The following is a 16,894-nucleotide window of genomic DNA, read 5'->3' as shown; positions in this document are numbered from 1 at the left end:
TAGCTATGGACATTGTGATGCAACAGGTGCTTCCGCTTCCGTTGAAAGATAAATTGCTCAAAAAGCCTTCCGATGTCTGGAATACCAGTCGTGTTTTCGGTCAGGGAAAATGGATCAAAATAAAAGCGCCAAGCGGTACGGGCAAAACCACATTGGTGCACATGCTGTACAGGCTTCGCCATGATTATGAGGGGCGCATATCCTGGGGCGATCATTTGCTTACTTCCATTACGGCAGCCGGGCTGGCATCATTGCGCCAACAGAAGATCAGCATTGTTTTCCAGGACCTGCGGCTGTTTCCTCATCTTACTGCACGCGAAAACATAGAACTCAAACGGGTATTGCAAACGCCCTATTACAATACTGAAATGATTGATGAGATGGCAGAAGAATTGGGCATCACGCATATCCTGCACCAACGTGCCGGCCTGTGCAGTTATGGCGAGCAACAACGGGTAGCTATCATCCGGTCATTGATGCAGCCTTTTGAATGGCTGATCATGGATGAACCGTTCAGTCACCTCGATAGAGCCAACACCGCCAAAGCGGTTGCATTGATCGCGAGGGAATGCAGTAAAAGAAAAGCGGGAATGGTCATCACGGATCTCGACGAAGACCAGCATTTCGCTTATACAGATGAACTCACTTTATAAATGACAGGGCATCACATGGACCAGTTGAACCATCTTTTAACCAAACTCATTCGATCTGGTGCAGGCCGTTCCCGTTTTGTGATGGCCATCCTGGGTTTGTCTATCGCCATGGTATTGATACTGGCTGCTGTGCAGATACAGGTGAACTATAACGAGTTGTTGCATGGCAAGCGCAACCAGGACAGTGTGGCTAATTTCCTGGTGGTGAACAAACTGCTCACCGATCGAAATATTGGCGCTACTGCACTTACCGGCGATGAGATCAATGACCTGAAGCGGCAGCCCTTCGTGCAATCAATAGGGTTGTTAACGCCCAGTCGTTTCAAAGCATCTATTCAAAGCAATAGCGAGCGATTTCCTTTCTTTACTGAAATCGCTTTTGAAAGCGTACCCAATGAATTCATTGATGTTACGAATAAAGATTGGCGATGGGATGAAGGATCGAATTTTGTTCCGGTGATTGTGCCCAATATGTTCCTTGATTTTTACAATTTCCAATTTTCATTTTCTCAGAACCTGCCGCAATTGACACGTGAAGTAGTGAAAATGATTGTTTTCAGGATCAATGTTTATGGGCCCAACGGCATCACCACTTTTAACGGAAGGGTGGTAGGGTTCAGCGACCGGGTCTCTTCTTTGTTGGTACCACAGGAATTCATGGACTGGGCAAACCAACGGATGGCCGGCGCGGGGGAAGCTAAACCGTCGAGGGTTATTATCCGAACGGCCGACCCAGGTAATCCGGTGCTTGTGCAATATCTCAGGGAGCACGGACTGAGTACTGATGCAGACAAAACACGTTTCAGCCGTTACCGGCAGGTAGTGGATGTAGTAGTGAACATTTCAGGGATAACTGGACTTGTGATGCTGCTATTCGCATTACTCATATTTACGCTCTTTATACAGCTGACCATCGCTTCCTGCAGCCGGGAAATCATGTTGTTGATCACCCTGGGAGCAGCACCCAGGCAATTAGAACAGTTCCTGATGGGCCGGTTCTTCCCCCAAAATATAGGGATAGTCGTAGCGGCTCTTAGTTTGATAACTGTTTTTCAGCACATTACATATTTGTATTTGAAAAAAATGCATATGTTCATCAGTCCGTGGATTTCGGTGTACACAGCGACAATAGCTCTTATTTTATTGATAATCATTTGGTTAGTGAATCGGAGCAGCATCCGGAAACATATCAGGAAAACAGGTCTTGAATAAATGTGGGGTGGGTTTTCCACAGTTTGGGGATAATTTTGCGGAAAACACGGTTAAAAAAACCGTGAAAACACCGGCAAAATTCGGTGTTTTTAAATTAAAAGGCTGACTATTTCTTCCGAGTTTTGTAGCACCCGTAAATACATCTTGTTGGTTTTAAGTGTCATTGGGCCGTATTTCCGTAAAACTTATTATTCGCTTAATCCAATACCTATATTTAACCGAATAGGTTTTATATACTTTTAATCATCCTTGACATAACCGAAACCTAAAACTTTTTTAGATGAAAAAGATTAACTTAACGAGCGGCTTTTTAATGCTCGCCGTGGTTGCTACACTCTTTGTAGCTTGCCAGAAAGAGCAAAACGGCACTTCTACACAGAACGGGACTGCTGCTTCAAAGGCAAATGAATCTGCTATCGGCGTAGCCGTCAACGGTTCAGATGTAGTAGGTTTCATCAGCGGAGATGCTGCGAAACAAATGCATGATGCCTATGTACAGGCATACCCTAACAGTACTCAGTACGTTGTTTTCAAGATCAAGGACCTGCAAGGCTTCCTTCAGGTATTGAAAAGCAAGTACCAATCCGACAATGTGTATGTAAATTTTGGAGTTTATAATGCACAAACAGCTACCAGCCCTTCCAACGTTGGAAAAACAACCGTTTATTTTTCTGGTGATGATAATAGGGCCAGTAACGGTAACGTACAAAGCAATGCTACTGCTCCAGACGCTTTTTTAAATCACGGTAGTATTTGGCCATAAGCTGTCTTAAAACAAGGTTGTAGAGGGGGTCATCGTTATATGTTTCAGGCTACATTACACATTTACATACAGGCTATTAGTCTGCTCATAGCGATATTCCTTTACAGGAGAATTAAATCAACGAGTTTAGTATATTTTATCCCTTTTCTATCCATCACTGTCCTGGTTGAAATCATCGGATATTGGTGTATAGTAAAAGGGATAAAAAATTATTGGATATACAACATCTTTACAACCCTTGAGTTCTGCTTTTATTCCTATATCTTTTATCAAAATCTTCGGAAAAAGCTATTCAAACAAATAGTTGCCTGGTTTGTGCCACTTTACACGATTGCAGTAGCAGCTAACCTGATCTTCCTGCAAGGCACTCAGAGTTTTCATACTTATACATTCCTGCTTGGGTCTTTTTTTATCGTTGTATTTTGCTGTTTCTTCTTTTTTGAAACCATTCAGCCGGAAACCATCAGTTTAAAGCTTTCACAACAACCTTTCTTTTGGGTATGCACTGGGCTTTTGGTTTACTACCTTGGTTCGGTTATTATTAATGCATTGTTTGAGTATCTTCGGTCTAATGATCTGCAACAGGAGGGCAAGAAAATTTATGGCACCATTAACCGGAGTTTAATCCTAATTTTGTACACTTCATTCAGTGTCTCATTTTTTCTATGCCGAAACAACAGGAAGACATACTCATCACCATCGTAATTGCTTCCGTATTCCTGGTATTGATCGGTTTTTTCCTTTTACTCATTGTGTTCATCTTCTTGCGTCGCCAGCGAAAATTCCAGCAGGAGCGGGATGAAATGAAAAACCGTTTTGATCAGACCATTCTGAAAACCCAATTGGAAATACAGGAGCAGACTTTCAGCCATATCAGTCAGGAGATACACGATAACATTGGTCAGGTATTGAGCCTGGTAAGATTGAATCTCAGTACCTTCATGGAAGAGGTTTCTGAAGAGAAATTCGAACATACCGACCAGCTACTGGGAAAAGCCATCAAAGACCTCCGCGATCTGAGTCATAACCTGCAGTCCAACAGGATCAACGATATCGGAATTCTGGAGTCTATTCGCCAATTAATGGCTACCTTGCAGAAGACGGGTCGCTATACTACCAGCCTGGAAATTGCCGATAGCTTTGCAGGAGTAAACAAGGACACTGACCTGATCCTGTTCAGGATGATACAGGAAATCATCAACAACATCATCAAGCACGCTTCTGCTTCGGCTATTGATATCAAGATTGAAAGCGATCCCAGCAATATAAAGATAGTGGTCACAGACAATGGAACGGGATTTGACACGGAAAAGTTGAAAAAAACGGGGCATGGTATTGGTTTACAGAATATTTTTAACAGAGCAAAGATGATTCACGCAACCGTTGATATCCAAAGTAACCTGGGTCACGGCACTGCCATTACCTTACAGATTAAACCCAATAGGCCTTCATTATGACGCTTGTTGCATTAGTAGACGATCACGAATTGCTCCGATCAGGGCTTGCGGCCATCATTAATTCATTTGATGGCTATAAGGTGATAATGCAAGCGGGCAATGGTAAAGAATTCATTGACCAGTTGAACTATGAAGCCCCGCCCGATATTGTACTGCTCGATATCACCATGCCTGTCATGGATGGCTTTGAAACCGCCGAATGGATCAAGAAAAGCCTCTCTTCCACACGCGTACTTGTATTGAGCATGCTTGAAAACGATATCGCCATTATTCGTATGATGAAAAATGGCGCGAGGGGTTACTTGCTAAAAGACAGTAAGCCCAAAATATTCAAACAGGCTCTTGATAATATCCGGGACACCGGCTATTTCATCAATGAACTGATCAGTGATAAACTGATGAACTATATCAGCAATGGCAATTCATTTGCCGTTAATGCACCCTTTGGCTCTCTCTCAGACAATGAAGTACATTTTCTGCGACTCATCTGTTCAGATAAAACCTATAAAGAAATCGCCGAAGAGATGTGTGTAAGCCCCAGAACGATTGACAGCTATCGCGACAACCTGTTCAAAAAATTAGACATCAAGACAAGGGTGGGCCTGGCTATTTTTGCCATGAAGCACAACCTGGTTGAAATGTGATCATCCGTCAGGGCTGCCACAAACGCACATAAGCGCCGTTCTGTTGCATCAACTGATCGTGCGTTCCTGTTTCCAGTAATTTCCCTTTATGCAAAACGTGAATGCAATCGCAATTCCTGATCGTTGCCAGGCGATGTGCAATCACGATCACCGTCTTCCCCCTGCTCCTGAACCATTGTAACGCTTCTTGCACTTTCTGTTCACTTTGGCTATCCAATGAGGCTGTTGCTTCATCCAGCACCAGTATCTCCGGGTCGCGATACAAAGCACGGGCAATGGACAATCGCTGTTTTTGTCCGCCCGATAAATTATTTCCCTGTTCCTGCACCTGGCTATTGTACCCGGCCGGCAACTGCTCGATGAAAGCATCCAGCCCCAGCAGCCGGGAAAGAAACAAGATTTTCCGGTTATCCGGATGCTCATCCCCAATACCTATATTCTCTGCAATAGTACCTGCAAACAGGTCTGTTTCCTGTGGTACCGGCGCTATTAGTTTCCGCAGGCTCTCTCGGCTGACCAGGGTAATATCGATCCCACCAATGTATATTTTGCCCTTTGATAAAGGATACAATTGTTGCAATAAAGCAAGGAGGGTAGATTTTCCACTACCGCTCTCTCCTACGATCGCCGTACAGCTTCCTTTACGTATACAGAGGTTAAGGCCTTCAAAGACCTGTTCCCTGGTTCCATACCTGAAATGCACATCCTGAAAAACAATATCCCCCATATGAACTGGTTCCAGTAGTATTTTCCCGGCCTTCGTTCCCTCTTCCGTTTCTAGATCGATGATCTCGAATAACCGGTCTGCCGCAATGAGCGCTTCGCGGATATCTTTGTTCGATCCGATCAGTGCTGCTGCAGGTGTAGTAAAGTATTCCGCGAGGGCATAAAAAGAAACCAGTTCACCAGGCGTTAGTTCTTTTCTGATCACAAAATATCCGCCGGTCCATAAAATAATGATCCCCAACAGCCGCGTAAATAAAGCGGAAGCCGTTCCGCTGTATAAACCCTTTTTACTACTGAAATAAACAGACCTGAGTAGTGCAATGAACCGGTGCTCGGTTTTAACACCAGCCTGGTATTCCAGTCCAAACTGTTTAATCGTTGCTGCTGCATTCAGGCTTTCTACCAGCTGGCTTTCCAGCGATGCCGCATTTTCCATTAGCCTGCGTTGCCATACACGATTGATGTTGTCTGTGATTTTGTACAGCAACAGGTAGCAGGGTAAAACAGCCAGCACAATAACCGCCAGTTTCCAGTAATAGAAGAACATCACCATGAAAGAGAACAATAACATGCTCAGGTTCACGATCGTGTTAAGCGCAACTTCATTTACGAAATGACGGATCTTCACCGCATCATTTACCCTGCTGATGATTTCTCCTACCCGCATCGTATCAAAGAACCGCTGTGGCAACCGCAACAAATGCTTATAATAACCGAGCAGTAATTGTACATCTATATGCTGTCCTACTTGCAATCCCAGCAAAGCCTTGAACATTCCTATGAATAACTGGAACAACAATAAACCCACCATCAGTATGCTCATCAGGTTGAGCAGTTTGATATTGTCTTCTACCAGTACCACATCGATGACCTTCTGCATGTACACAGAAGTAGATAAACTCAACAAGGTAACCACAAGCGCCCCGGTAAGTGCCAGCAGCATCGAATACCGGTGCGGGGCAACCAGTTGCCAGAACCTGGCTACAGGTGTTGCCACAGCCTGCCGTGGACGGAACGCCACGGCAGGCGCCAGTAGTACCAACACGCCTGTCCACTCTTTGGCAAAGGCAGCCTGTTTGTATCGATGTATCCGTCCATCAGCCGGGTCCATGATATTGATAAAACGTTTCTTCACCCGGCAGATCACCACATAATGTTGCAAACCATTTTTCAGCACCATATGTGCAATAGCAGGTAAGGGAATACGAGGAAGGCTCTCGATGCCTGCTTTGCCGGCTTTGGCATCCATTCCCATTTGGCCGGCGGCTTCGAGCAGCCCGCCAACAGAAGTACCATTTTTATCTGTACCTGCATATTGCCGGATGCGGCTGACCGGCCATTGCAGTCCATGATAAGCAGCTATGGAAGCCAGGCAAGCAGCACCACAGTCGGTGATATCCCTTTGCCTGATACGCATTGCTCTTCTCATACCGAAGGGTTTAACCAGTCATCCAAATGATCCAGCAGCAGTTGCCACAAGCTCCTTTCCGTTACTTTGAATCGTGCCTGGAATCCAAGTCCCTTCTTCAAAGCCGCTTCATATCCTTTTTTTAAGCCCAAACGGGTGGTCTGAAAAGAACAGCGTACCCGGAATACCGGCCTGCCGTTAACCAGGCTGAAATCGTCATCGATAGCTATCACTTTACCTCTTACAGTACCGAAATACCGTTGTTCAAAAGCATCAAAGCTGCAGATCACGTTCATTGAGTCCTTGATCAATCCTATATCTTTAGACGGCACATAACATTCACCCATCAGGGTATCGGTTGGAGAAACCAGGCAAGCTGCTTCTCCGGCAGTTGCAAAAGCTCCGGCATGCCACTGACTGATGCCCTGCACAAAGCCTTTTACAGGCGAATGTACCAGCAGCAAAGCTTCATAAGCCGCGAGTTGTACTGCTTGTTCTTCGTATTGTTCCAGTTCCATCCTGTTCCGCTCGAGCGCTTCCTGCCAATAGCCCAACTGTTCATTCCTGGCCAACCGGTACGCTGCTTCTTTTTCTTTCAGTTGAAGCTGTATTTCATAAAAAACATTTGGCGCCGTGATCCGCTCTTTCACCAGTGAACTATGGCTTTGCAACTCATGTGCTGCCTGGTTAACAGCCAGTTCCTGAATAACCAGCCGGTTCCTGAACCGGTTGTATTGCTCCCGGTACAACGGTAAATACAATTGCTGTTGAAGACAAGCCGAATCAACTTCCAGTGCCGTCAGTAATAACAGGTCTTGTATATGTTGTTGCCGTTTATGCATTTCAAATTGGTTCCGAATTTTTTTAGACTGAATCGCTGAATCTTTCAGGCGCATCAGTACAGTTCCTTTTTCAACCAGATCACCTTCGCGGCACCTGATCTCGGCAATGATGCCCGTAGCGGGTATCTTCACTTCCGCACGCGCTGTTGCCGGCCGGACCATTCCTTGTGCTTTAACCGTAATGTCTACCTTAACCAGCGGAAGTACAGCAATCGTTACCACAAATAGGACTAAGAAGAGGACGTACAATCCCCTGTACCGGGGTCGTACATGATTAAGCCATAGTGCCGCATCATAACCCTGGCATGATATATTGTGGATTGGTTGCACTAAAAAACGTGTTCAATACAAAACCCTGTCAGGTTGTGTAATGCATGTGTCAGTGTGATGTAAACAAATGGATCCTTTCCCCGGAGCGCTAAAACGACATAAATGATGCCGTATACAATTCCTGACAGGAAAGTCAATATCATATAAGGAACAGAATACGTATGCGAGGCACCGAAAATGATGGCACTGGCCAATACTGCTATCCAATAAATACCTGTCCATTTATGGACGTTTTTGATTACGAGGTATTGTATCAAATAGGTTTCCAGCAACGGGGCAAATATCACCCCTATCCAAAATGCTTCTTTAACGGTGAAATTCAGTATGGCAGAAGCTGACTGCTGTTCGGGGAAGAGCAAATACCCAAACAAAAAATTCAATCCAATTGTCACAACGTATCCACCTGCCACCAATTGCCAGGCCGATCTTTTCATCATCCATACCTGCATACCAGTCCAAGAAGCTTTCGGTTTATTTAATAACATAGGCTTTAAATTTTGTTCATCAAACATACGCCTCTACACATTACGCACCTGCTTTCCTGATAAATCATAGTAAAGAGTGGCCTGTTTCAGCCACTCCGGGTTTTCATTTTCATTTTTTCAAACTTGGCGGCAATGAAGCCTGGAACTCACTGGCAGTTCTTGCAAATTCCCAGATACACCTTGCAGTTGCTCCTGCAGCATAAGCCAGATCACCCCAGAAACTACCACCATTCACCGTTTTCAATTCATCCCTATCCAACTCACTGAATCCCTCCAGTGCATGGATGTTCAATTGGTTCTGTTTCATAAAATCAGGTTTTACTGTTTGTTAGGAAAATTCCATCCGTCCGAAAGCCCTTTTTTGATCTCGTCCCAATGGCTGATCACCTGTTGTCCCAGCCAGACCCATGGAAAAGAGCCTCCGTTTGTTTCCATGAGTTCCTCATCCGATAAAGGACGCAATCCTTCTACATTCCAATCATTCTTCTTCATCGCATTTGTTTTGACTTAATGTCTCGTCTTGGGAACCTGCGCAGGAACCGGGCATACAGACAATCCTCCCATTCATTGGCCTATGAATCTTTATCTATTTCAAAACACTTCTCAGCTTCTTTTTCAAGAAACTTCACGCAAAAACTTCCCTCACATGCATAATAATACGACTTACGCGCCCGCTCGTAACGGATAGGCGCCCCGAGTTCCTTCATAAATGCCAGGTACTCGAAAAGTGTGGTTTCCGATACCCCTATCCGCTCTGCAAAGAGCGACGGATTCCCCGTTGCTTTCAGCCTGATCATGAAATCAATCCGGTTCAACTTATGAATGAACATGCGTCCTAATCCCATAACAACTCTTTTTCTACAATCGAAATTAAGCCGGACTGGCACCGGTACGATCAGGTATAAGTACCCGTTTTTTGAATAGAACAACATGAATTCAGTTAACTTAGCTCATGCGCTTTGCTATCATCATCCTTGGCTCATGCCTTATGCTGGCAAGCCCATCGAAAGCCCAGGCGCCACCCATCGGGCAGTGGCGCGAACACCTCAATTACCGGCCGGCCATACAAGTCATCAAAGCCGATCAGATTTATTGCGCTACAGCTACTAACCTGTTTGCCGTTGATGCGCAGGATGAAATGCAACGCTTCAGTAAAATGACCGGCCTCAGTGATATAGGCGTCAGCTGTATCGGTTGGGATGACCTCAGCTCCCAACTTGTTATTGCGTATAACAACAGCAATATCGATGTACTCAAAAAGCAATCCGTTACCAATATCGGCGATATCAAACGAAGCAGTATTGCGGGCAATAAATCCATCCATCATATTTTTTGCAGGAACGGGCTCGCATACCTTTCCAGCGGACTCGGGATCATCGTAGTCAATCTTATCAAATACGAAATCAAAGACACCTGGTTCATTGGCGCCAATGGAGGGCCAGTGAATGTTCACAGCATGACTGCCGACGCTGATTTCTTTTATGCCGCTACAGATGAAGGATTGAAAAAAGCATCCCGCCTCACCGATCTCTCCGATTACCGCAACTGGACCACACTCAGTGGCTTACCCGCCGGTAATATCAGCGCTGTAACAGTTGCAGCCAACCAAGTAATCGCTCAAAAAAACGATTCTCTTTTCATTGCATCGGGCAATAACTGGAACCTCTTATATACAGATACTGCATGGTCTTTGAATAACATCACTGCATCGGGAAATAAAATCCTGGTCTGCCAGCAAAACAATACCGGTACAGCTCGTGTATTTCAATTGGCAACCAATGGCAACATAGAAAAAATCATTACCAATCCAGCACTGCTCTCCCATCCATTATCAGCCATTATCGATGCCGATAAAATATGGGTGGCCGACAACGTCAATGGTCTTTCAAGGTTCACAGCAACAGGCGCTGACCGTTTCATTCCGAATGGGCCACCCGGTACAGCAACCGGTGAAATGATGAGTGATGGAAAACAACTTTTTGCAGCAGCCGGCAGTATCAACAACAGTTGGCAGCCGCAATACAACCGGAATGGAATATTCCAATTGACGAACAATGAATGGAATTTTTACCGGTATGATAATACGCCGGCACTCAGCAATGCTTATGACTTCATTACGGTAGCCATCGACCCTATTGATCAAACGCTTTGGGCCGGCAGTTTTGGAAGTGGCTTAGCACATTTCAAAAACAATAACATTTCAATCTATCAAGCCAATAACAGCGCATTGCAGGCTGCTGTGAACAATCCGGGCAGTTACCAGGTAGGCGGACTGGCATTCGACCAAAACAACCATCTCTGGATAAGCAACTACGGTGCTGCGAAAGAGCTGGTGGTACGGAAAGCCGACAGTTCATGGAAAGCATTTACCATACCGTTTCCACATACAGAAAACGCAGTGGGGCAGGTATTGATCGATGATGCCGACCAGGTATGGATCATCAGTCCAAAAGGCAACGGCATCTTCTGTTACAACCATGGCGCTTCCATTGACAACACCAATGATGATCAATGGAAGTTTTACCAACAGGGAAACGGCAAAGGAAATTTGCCCAGCAACAATGTATTGTGTATGGCAAAAGACAAGAACGGTTTTATCTGGATAGGCACCGATAAAGGCATTGGTATTGTTCAGTGTGCCGGCAATGTGTTTAGTCCGCAAGGATGCGATGCCCTGCTGCCCGTAGTACAGCAGGATCGTTTTGCAGGGTTATTGTTCCGCGATGAGATGGTGCAATGCATAGCAGTAGACGGTGCAAACCGCAAATGGGTAGGAACGAAAAATGGCCTCTGGTTGCTTTCACAAGACGGCACTTCGATCGTGTACAGGTTTACCAGCGATAACAGTCCGCTGTTGAACAACGATATCCGGAAACTGACTATCGACCCGCATACCGGTGAAGTATTCATTGCAACGGCTATGGGCATCTGCAGTTTCAGAAGCACCGCCACCGAAGGAGCCCCATCCAACCAGAATGTATTGGTATTTCCAAACCCCGTACCACCGGGCTACAATGGAACCATCGCCATCAAGGGTCTTACCAATAATGCCCTCGTAAAAATAGCCGAATTGAATGGCCGGCTCGTTTATCAAACCCGCGCCCTGGGTGGTCAGGCCATATGGGATGGACGAACTTACCTCGGCAATAAAGTTGCAAGCGGCATTTACCTCGTTATCGTACGCAGCGATTCAGGCAACGATAAGATCGTCACTAAGATCGCCATCACTTCGGGTCGTTGACAAACAACTTAATCCCTGTCGGCCATTTTTGTTTGTTTGAAGAAAGCAGCGCGGCGTGGTGCAGGGAACGGTACATGATCGCCTTTGAGTCCGTGCCATAATACTTTATTGAATTCAAGGTCCGGCACCGCATCTTCTTTGGCAAGATCAAATTTTTCAGATCTTCTTTGCCATTCGTTCATGGCTGTATTCTTTTCACTCAAGTTGATATTCGCCGGCCTTGCAGTAAATCCTTTTGAATCGGAAGTGGAAGCAAATGAACGCCACATAGGAGTAGCTGCCGCATCATATTGGCTCATGGGCGGAATGCCCAGGATCAATTCAATGGTGCGCAACATAGATGAAGTGGAATACATGGTATGATCTACAATTTTTTTTTTTTACAAAACCACCGGCTACATACGCCGTACTGCGGTGTGCATCTACATAAAAATTATCCAGTAATACAAATTCTTTTGCTAATGCGTGCTGGTTGGGCGTTACATGCTCTCCAAACAGTACCAGCGACTGATCGCCATTGCCTTCTTTCATATCTCCTAGTACCTGATCGTAAGTCCTGTTTTCTTTTATCACATAGAACACATATTTGATAGGGCTTTTCTCTCCTACTTTATGCGGAATGGGATTGCCTTCCTCAGCTTGTGTAAGCATTTCCTTTTCCTTGCTGTAAGATGTATTGCTGTATACCTGGTGCGACCATGCTGTTAGCACCATCTCGTTGGGATTATCTCCAACAGGTATTTCGGCTTTGATGTTTCTTTTTTCCGTATCGAACACATACACTTTATCGCATCCCCAGCAACTGATGTACAACTCTTTTGCATTGGGCGAAAGCTTCTCCACCAAGGGCAAAAGGTTCAGCTATTTTTTTTGTTTTCAGGTCGATGATATACAACGCGTTGTTCTCTTTGGTAACGCCATTTTTTACCCAGTACGATGGTGTCTTTGAAGATGAGTTTTTTATTTTCTACAGCATATTCAGCAATCCAGTTATCATTACCACCGGAAGCATACAATTTTTTTTCATCGCCGCTGAATTTCAATTTAGGGAAGGATAAAATACAAATGCAGTTGCGATATGGGCAACTGCATCGATGAATTAATGCTTTGGTAATATGAAACGGATGTTAGCTATTGTTTTGTGTATTCGTAAGAACGGATGACTTTAAACTTGAGCATGTTCCTTTCACCGGGCACTACGCGGTACAATACCTGCCGCATTTTACCGGTAGGATGAGCGCCAAGGCTATCCGTAACATACAGCGGATACCGGCGCATCAGGGTACCTTCCATCAAATTAAAGTCGTCGAAGCCCCTGTAACCTTCCCGCAGTTTCTGGTCATCCAATACATCGGGAAGAATAATCGGGTTAACCGATTGGTTCTTATCGGAGCTGATGCCTATCACCGTTCCTTTTTGCAGGGAGTCGCCCGGGAAAACATAAAGCACCACATCGGGGAACCCATCGTTGTTAAGATCGTCGATCTCTGCTTTTTTGATCCTGCCCTTGATCTCGATGCTGAATTCACGCGCCTGGTTTTCAAAACCAATCGGATTGATGGTAGCGTCATTCTTTTCGGGATTCCTGTTACTGCAGGTGATCCTGTAACCTACTTTACCAATTTTCAACGTAGTATCTATCCGCCTCGACTGGCCATGCACTGCGAACACGCCGATGCAAAAAACCAGTAATATAAAAAAATGTTTCATCGGTAGCCAAGGTATAAAATATTATCCATTCCGGTGCTTACATATTTCTCCGGTACTGGCCACCCACTTCATACAATGCATGGGTAATCTGGCCGAGGGAACAATACTTGGCCGTTTCCATCAAAACTGCAAACAGGTTCTCGTTTTGCATGGCGGCTTCTTTAAGCCGGCTCAGCTCCCGGGCAGATCGCTGTTCGTTCCTTTTCCAGAAAGCGTGCAGGTTTTGTATTTGTTGTTCTTTTTCTTCCGTGTTAGAGCGGATCACTTCGCCGGGTAAAGTAGTGGGACTTCCATTCTTATTCAGGAATGTATTAACGCCCACCAACGGCAACTCACCGGTATGTTTGAGGGTTTCGTAATGCAAACTTTCCTCCTGTATCTTATTGCGCTGGTACATTCTTTCCATAGCGCCTAATACGCCTCCTCGTTCTGTGATACGGTCAAATTCGGCCAGTACCGCCTCTTCTACCAGGTCGGTCAGTTCTTCAATGGCAAAACTGCCCTGGATAAAATTCTCTGTCTTGGCCGAACCTAATTCGCGGTTAATGATCAGCTGGATGGCCATGGCACGACGCACGCTTTCTTCTGTAGGCGTGGTGATGGCTTCATCATAGGCATTGGTGTGAAGACTGTTGCAATTATCGTATATGGCATACAATGCCTGTAACGTAGTACGTATATCGTTGAAATCTATTTCCTGCGCATGCAAACTGCGGCCACTGGTTTGGATATGATATTTAAGTTTCTGCGAGCGGTCATTGCCTTTGTATTTATTTTTCATGGCCTTCGCCCAGATACGCCTGGCCACACGCCCGATGACACTGTATTCGGGATCCATACCATTACTGAAGAAGAAAGAGAGATTAGGTGCAAAATCATCGATGTGCATTCCTCTGCTCAGGTAATACTCCACATAGGTAAAACCATTTGCCAATGTGAATGCCAGTTGTGTAATAGGATTGGCGCCCGCTTCGGCAATATGGTATCCGCTGATGCTGACGCTGTAAAAATTACGCACTTTATGATCGATGAAATAAGATTGCACATCGCCCATCAGCTTCAATGCAAACTCGGTAGAAAAGATACAGGTATTCTGTGCCTGGTCTTCTTTGAGTATATCGGCCTGCACAGTGCCGCGCACTTGTGACAATGCCTCTGCCTTCAGTTGTTCATACACTTCCCTGGTCAACACTTCATCACCGCTCAATCCCAGCAGCCGCAGCCCAAGGCCGTTGTTACCTTCTGGTAATCGTTCCGGTGAAGCAGGGTTATAATAATGCGGACGGGGAGCACGTTGGTATTTCTTTTCCATTGCTGCTTCCACCAGCGGCCATTGACCATTGGCTTCGATCCATTTTTCACAAAGCTGATCGATCGCTGCATTCATGAAGAATGCCAGCAGTATAGGCGCCGGTCCGTTGATGGTCATACTTACAGAGGTTTTCGGATCGCAGAGATCGAACCCGCTGTATAATTTTTTCGCATCGTCTACTGTTGCAATGCTCACACCGCTGTTACCTACTTTGCCGTAAATATCAGGCCGGCTGGCCGGGTCTTCTCCATACAATGTAACACTGTCAAATGCAGTAGAGAGGCGTATGGCCGGCTGGCCCAGCGATACATAGTGAAACCTTTTGTTGGTCCTTTCGGGTCCGCCTTCACCTGCGAACATACGCGTGGGGTCTTCACCTTGTCGCTTCAGTTCAAAAACACCTGCTGTATAAGGAAATTCACCCGGTACATTTTCCTGGAGCTGCCAGCGCAGGATATCGCCCCAATCCTTGTATTTCGGTAATACAAGCCTGGGTATGCGCGAGCCGCTCAATGAAGTAGTGGTCAATGGTTGTTTGATGATCTTATCGCGTACATGGTATTCAAAAAAATCTGCCTTGTATCGCGCAACCAATCCGGACCATGATTGAATTAGCTTCCTGCAATCCGCATCCAGTTTTGCATCGAATTCATTGTAGATGTTTTCCAGCGCTGCTTTTAGCTCGGATTTCACTTCCTGCATAGCGCCGTGTAACTGGTACAGTTTGGTTGCAATCACAGCCTGATCCTGTACCCATGCGTCGTAAGCCCGGTTATTATCGGCTATTTCAGAGAGATAACGCACTCTTTTGGGGGGAATGATCTGGGAACGCGTAGTGGTCTCGTGGTCATGCGGGTGAATAGCTATCTGCCCGAATGCAACACCTGTTTTTTCCCGTAGGGTCACCATCATTTTTTCAAATAGCTCATTGATGCCGCTATCATTGAACTGTGCAGCAATGGTGCCTATTATCGGCAGTTCTTCATCTTTAGCAGTCCACAGTCCGTGATTCCGTTTGTATTGTTTGCGCACATCATGCAACGCATCGAGTGCGCCGGCCTTATCGAATTTATTGATACAGACAAGATCGGCATAATCAAGCATGTTGATCTTTTCCAGTTGTGAAGCCGCTCCATACTCTGGTGTCATCACATAAAGACTTACATCGCAGTAATCGAGGATCGAAACATCGCTTTGCCCTACACCTGCCGATTCCAGTATGATCAGATCGAAAGCCGCTTTCCTGCAAACATCAATAGCATCCTGCACATAAGCGCTCAACGCCGTATTGTCATCCCTGGTAGCCAGGCTGCGCATATATGCACGCGGATGTGAGATCGAATTCATACGTATCCTGTCGCCCAGCAAAGCGCCGCCTGTTTTTTTCTTAGAAGGATCTACCGAGATCACCGCGAGTGTTTTATCTTCAAACAGGTTGAGGAATCTTCTTACAATCTCATCTGTTACACTGCTCTTGCCTGCACCTCCTGTGCCCGTAATGCCTAATACAGGAATAGCAGGTATCTCACCGTTTACTTTTGTATTTCCTCCACCATTTTCCGCATTCGTGATTTCCCGTGCCAGCTTGCGTATGTCTTTCACTTCGCCCAATGTCATGGCACGCTCATAAATACCATTGCCATTCAGACCAAAATCGCATTGTTTGATCACGTCTTCGATCATGCCTTCCAGTCCCATCCGGCGGCCATCATCCGGACTATATATCCGCGTGATACCATATTGCTGTAATTCCCTGATCTCTTCCGGCAGGATGGTGCCACCGCCACCGCCGAATATTTTGATATGCCCGCAACCATTCTGGTCTAACAGGTCTTTCATGTACTTGAAAAATTCTACGTGTCCTCCCTGGTAACTGGTAATGGCAATACCCTGCACGTCTTCTTCAATGGCACATTCCACAATATCTGCCACGCTGCGGTTATGCCCGAGGTGAATGATCTCTGCTCCTTTTGCCTGTAAGATGCGGCGCATGATATTGATGGCCGCGTCGTGGCCGTCGAAAAGACTGGCCGCTGTTACGATCCTGATCTTATGCCGGGGTTGATAAGACATATTGTATAGTTAGTATAGACGGCAAAATTACAATATTG

At 45.6% G+C, this 16,894-nt stretch carries 17 protein-coding genes; 6 read left to right on the top strand and 11 right to left on the bottom strand.

Going from position 1 to position 16,894, the window contains the following annotated elements; translation table 11 throughout:
* Nucleotides 1–5 precede the first annotated feature (5 nt).
* From BLU98_RS06325 to BLU98_RS06300, 5 genes are all read left to right on the top strand, one after another.
* Nucleotides 6–653, top strand: coding sequence for an ATP-binding cassette domain-containing protein (locus BLU98_RS06325; RefSeq protein WP_092723141.1), 648 nt, complete (start codon nt 6–8; stop codon nt 651–653).
* The gene (locus BLU98_RS06320) at nt 654–1,865 is read left to right on the top strand and encodes a transporter (RefSeq protein ID WP_092723139.1); all 1,212 of its coding nucleotides are present in this window, start codon (nt 654–656) and stop codon (nt 1,863–1,865) included.
* Nucleotides 1,866–2,145: 280 nt separating this feature from the next.
* Nucleotides 2,146–2,628 (top strand): hypothetical protein, encoded by a 483-nt coding sequence (locus BLU98_RS06315; RefSeq protein WP_139173855.1) that lies wholly within the window; start codon nt 2,146–2,148, stop codon nt 2,626–2,628.
* A gap of 665 nt (nt 2,629–3,293) precedes the next feature.
* Entirely contained in the window at nt 3,294–4,085 is a 792-nt protein-coding gene (locus BLU98_RS06305; RefSeq protein WP_092723133.1) for a sensor histidine kinase, read from the top strand.
* Nucleotides 4,082–4,729: a response regulator transcription factor gene (locus BLU98_RS06300; RefSeq protein WP_092723131.1), complete on the top strand. Its 648-nt coding sequence runs from the start codon at nt 4,082–4,084 to the stop codon at nt 4,727–4,729. Before BLU98_RS06305 ends, BLU98_RS06300 begins: the two co-directional genes overlap by 4 nt.
* 7 nt (nt 4,730–4,736) lie before the next feature.
* On the opposite strand, the gene BLU98_RS06295 is transcribed toward BLU98_RS06300, so the two are convergent.
* From BLU98_RS06295 to BLU98_RS06275, 6 genes are all read right to left on the bottom strand, one after another.
* Nucleotides 4,737–6,884, bottom strand: a complete 2,148-nt coding sequence (locus tag BLU98_RS06295; protein WP_092723129.1) for a peptidase domain-containing ABC transporter — start codon at nt 6,882–6,884, stop codon at nt 4,737–4,739.
* Nucleotides 6,881–7,927, bottom strand: coding sequence for a beta-barrel domain-containing protein (locus BLU98_RS06290; protein ID WP_139173854.1), 1,047 nt, complete (start codon nt 7,925–7,927; stop codon nt 6,881–6,883). Before BLU98_RS06290 ends, BLU98_RS06295 begins: the two co-directional genes overlap by 4 nt.
* A gap of 107 nt (nt 7,928–8,034) precedes the next feature.
* Nucleotides 8,035–8,520, bottom strand: coding sequence for a CPBP family intramembrane glutamic endopeptidase (locus BLU98_RS06285; RefSeq protein ID WP_257574753.1), 486 nt, complete (start codon nt 8,518–8,520; stop codon nt 8,035–8,037).
* A gap of 109 nt (nt 8,521–8,629) precedes the next feature.
* Nucleotides 8,630–8,827, bottom strand: a complete 198-nt coding sequence (locus tag BLU98_RS06280; RefSeq protein ID WP_092723123.1) for a ComC/BlpC family leader-containing pheromone/bacteriocin — start codon at nt 8,825–8,827, stop codon at nt 8,630–8,632.
* 11 nt (nt 8,828–8,838) lie between these two features.
* Nucleotides 8,839–9,012: a hypothetical protein gene (locus BLU98_RS17740; RefSeq protein WP_257574752.1), complete on the bottom strand. Its 174-nt coding sequence runs from the start codon at nt 9,010–9,012 to the stop codon at nt 8,839–8,841.
* Nucleotides 9,013–9,092: 80 nt separating this feature from the next.
* The gene (locus BLU98_RS06275; RefSeq protein ID WP_092723121.1) at nt 9,093–9,365 is read right to left on the bottom strand and encodes a hypothetical protein; all 273 of its coding nucleotides are present in this window, start codon (nt 9,363–9,365) and stop codon (nt 9,093–9,095) included.
* A 107-nt stretch (nt 9,366–9,472) separates the two neighbouring features.
* Between BLU98_RS06275 and porZ the strand changes: the two genes are divergently transcribed.
* Nucleotides 9,473–11,761 carry a type IX secretion system anionic LPS delivery protein PorZ gene (gene porZ, locus BLU98_RS06270; RefSeq protein ID WP_092723119.1) on the top strand — a complete coding sequence of 763 codons (2,289 nt, stop codon included), beginning with the start codon at nt 9,473–9,475 and terminating at the stop codon, nt 11,759–11,761.
* Between the two features lie 8 nt (nt 11,762–11,769).
* Here porZ and BLU98_RS06265 read toward each other — a convergent pair whose 3' ends face one another.
* The 5 genes from BLU98_RS06265 to BLU98_RS06245 all read right to left on the bottom strand — a co-directional run bounded on the left by BLU98_RS06265 (nt 11,770) and on the right by BLU98_RS06245 (nt 16,856).
* Entirely contained in the window at nt 11,770–12,117 is a 348-nt protein-coding gene (locus BLU98_RS06265) for a hypothetical protein (protein ID WP_139173853.1), read from the bottom strand.
* Entirely contained in the window at nt 12,083–12,607 is a 525-nt protein-coding gene (locus tag BLU98_RS06260) for a YncE family protein (protein ID WP_139173852.1), read from the bottom strand. Before BLU98_RS06260 ends, BLU98_RS06265 begins: the two co-directional genes overlap by 35 nt.
* Before the next feature lie 11 nt (nt 12,608–12,618).
* Nucleotides 12,619–12,804 carry a hypothetical protein gene (locus tag BLU98_RS06255; RefSeq protein WP_092723113.1) on the bottom strand — a complete coding sequence of 62 codons (186 nt, stop codon included), beginning with the start codon at nt 12,802–12,804 and terminating at the stop codon, nt 12,619–12,621.
* Between the two features lie 88 nt (nt 12,805–12,892).
* Nucleotides 12,893–13,471 (bottom strand): hypothetical protein, encoded by a 579-nt coding sequence (locus tag BLU98_RS06250; protein WP_092723111.1) that lies wholly within the window; start codon nt 13,469–13,471, stop codon nt 12,893–12,895.
* A gap of 37 nt (nt 13,472–13,508) precedes the next feature.
* Complete coding sequence (locus tag BLU98_RS06245) at nt 13,509–16,856, bottom strand: methylmalonyl-CoA mutase family protein (RefSeq protein ID WP_092723109.1); 3,348 nt, start codon at nt 16,854–16,856, stop codon at nt 13,509–13,511.
* Nucleotides 16,857–16,894 lie beyond the last annotated feature (38 nt).

The organism is Hydrobacter penzbergensis (assembly GCF_900106985.1).
Lineage (GTDB): Bacteria > Bacteroidota > Bacteroidia > Chitinophagales > Chitinophagaceae > Sediminibacterium > Sediminibacterium magnilacihabitans.
This window is presented reverse-complemented; position numbering and strand designations above follow the sequence as displayed.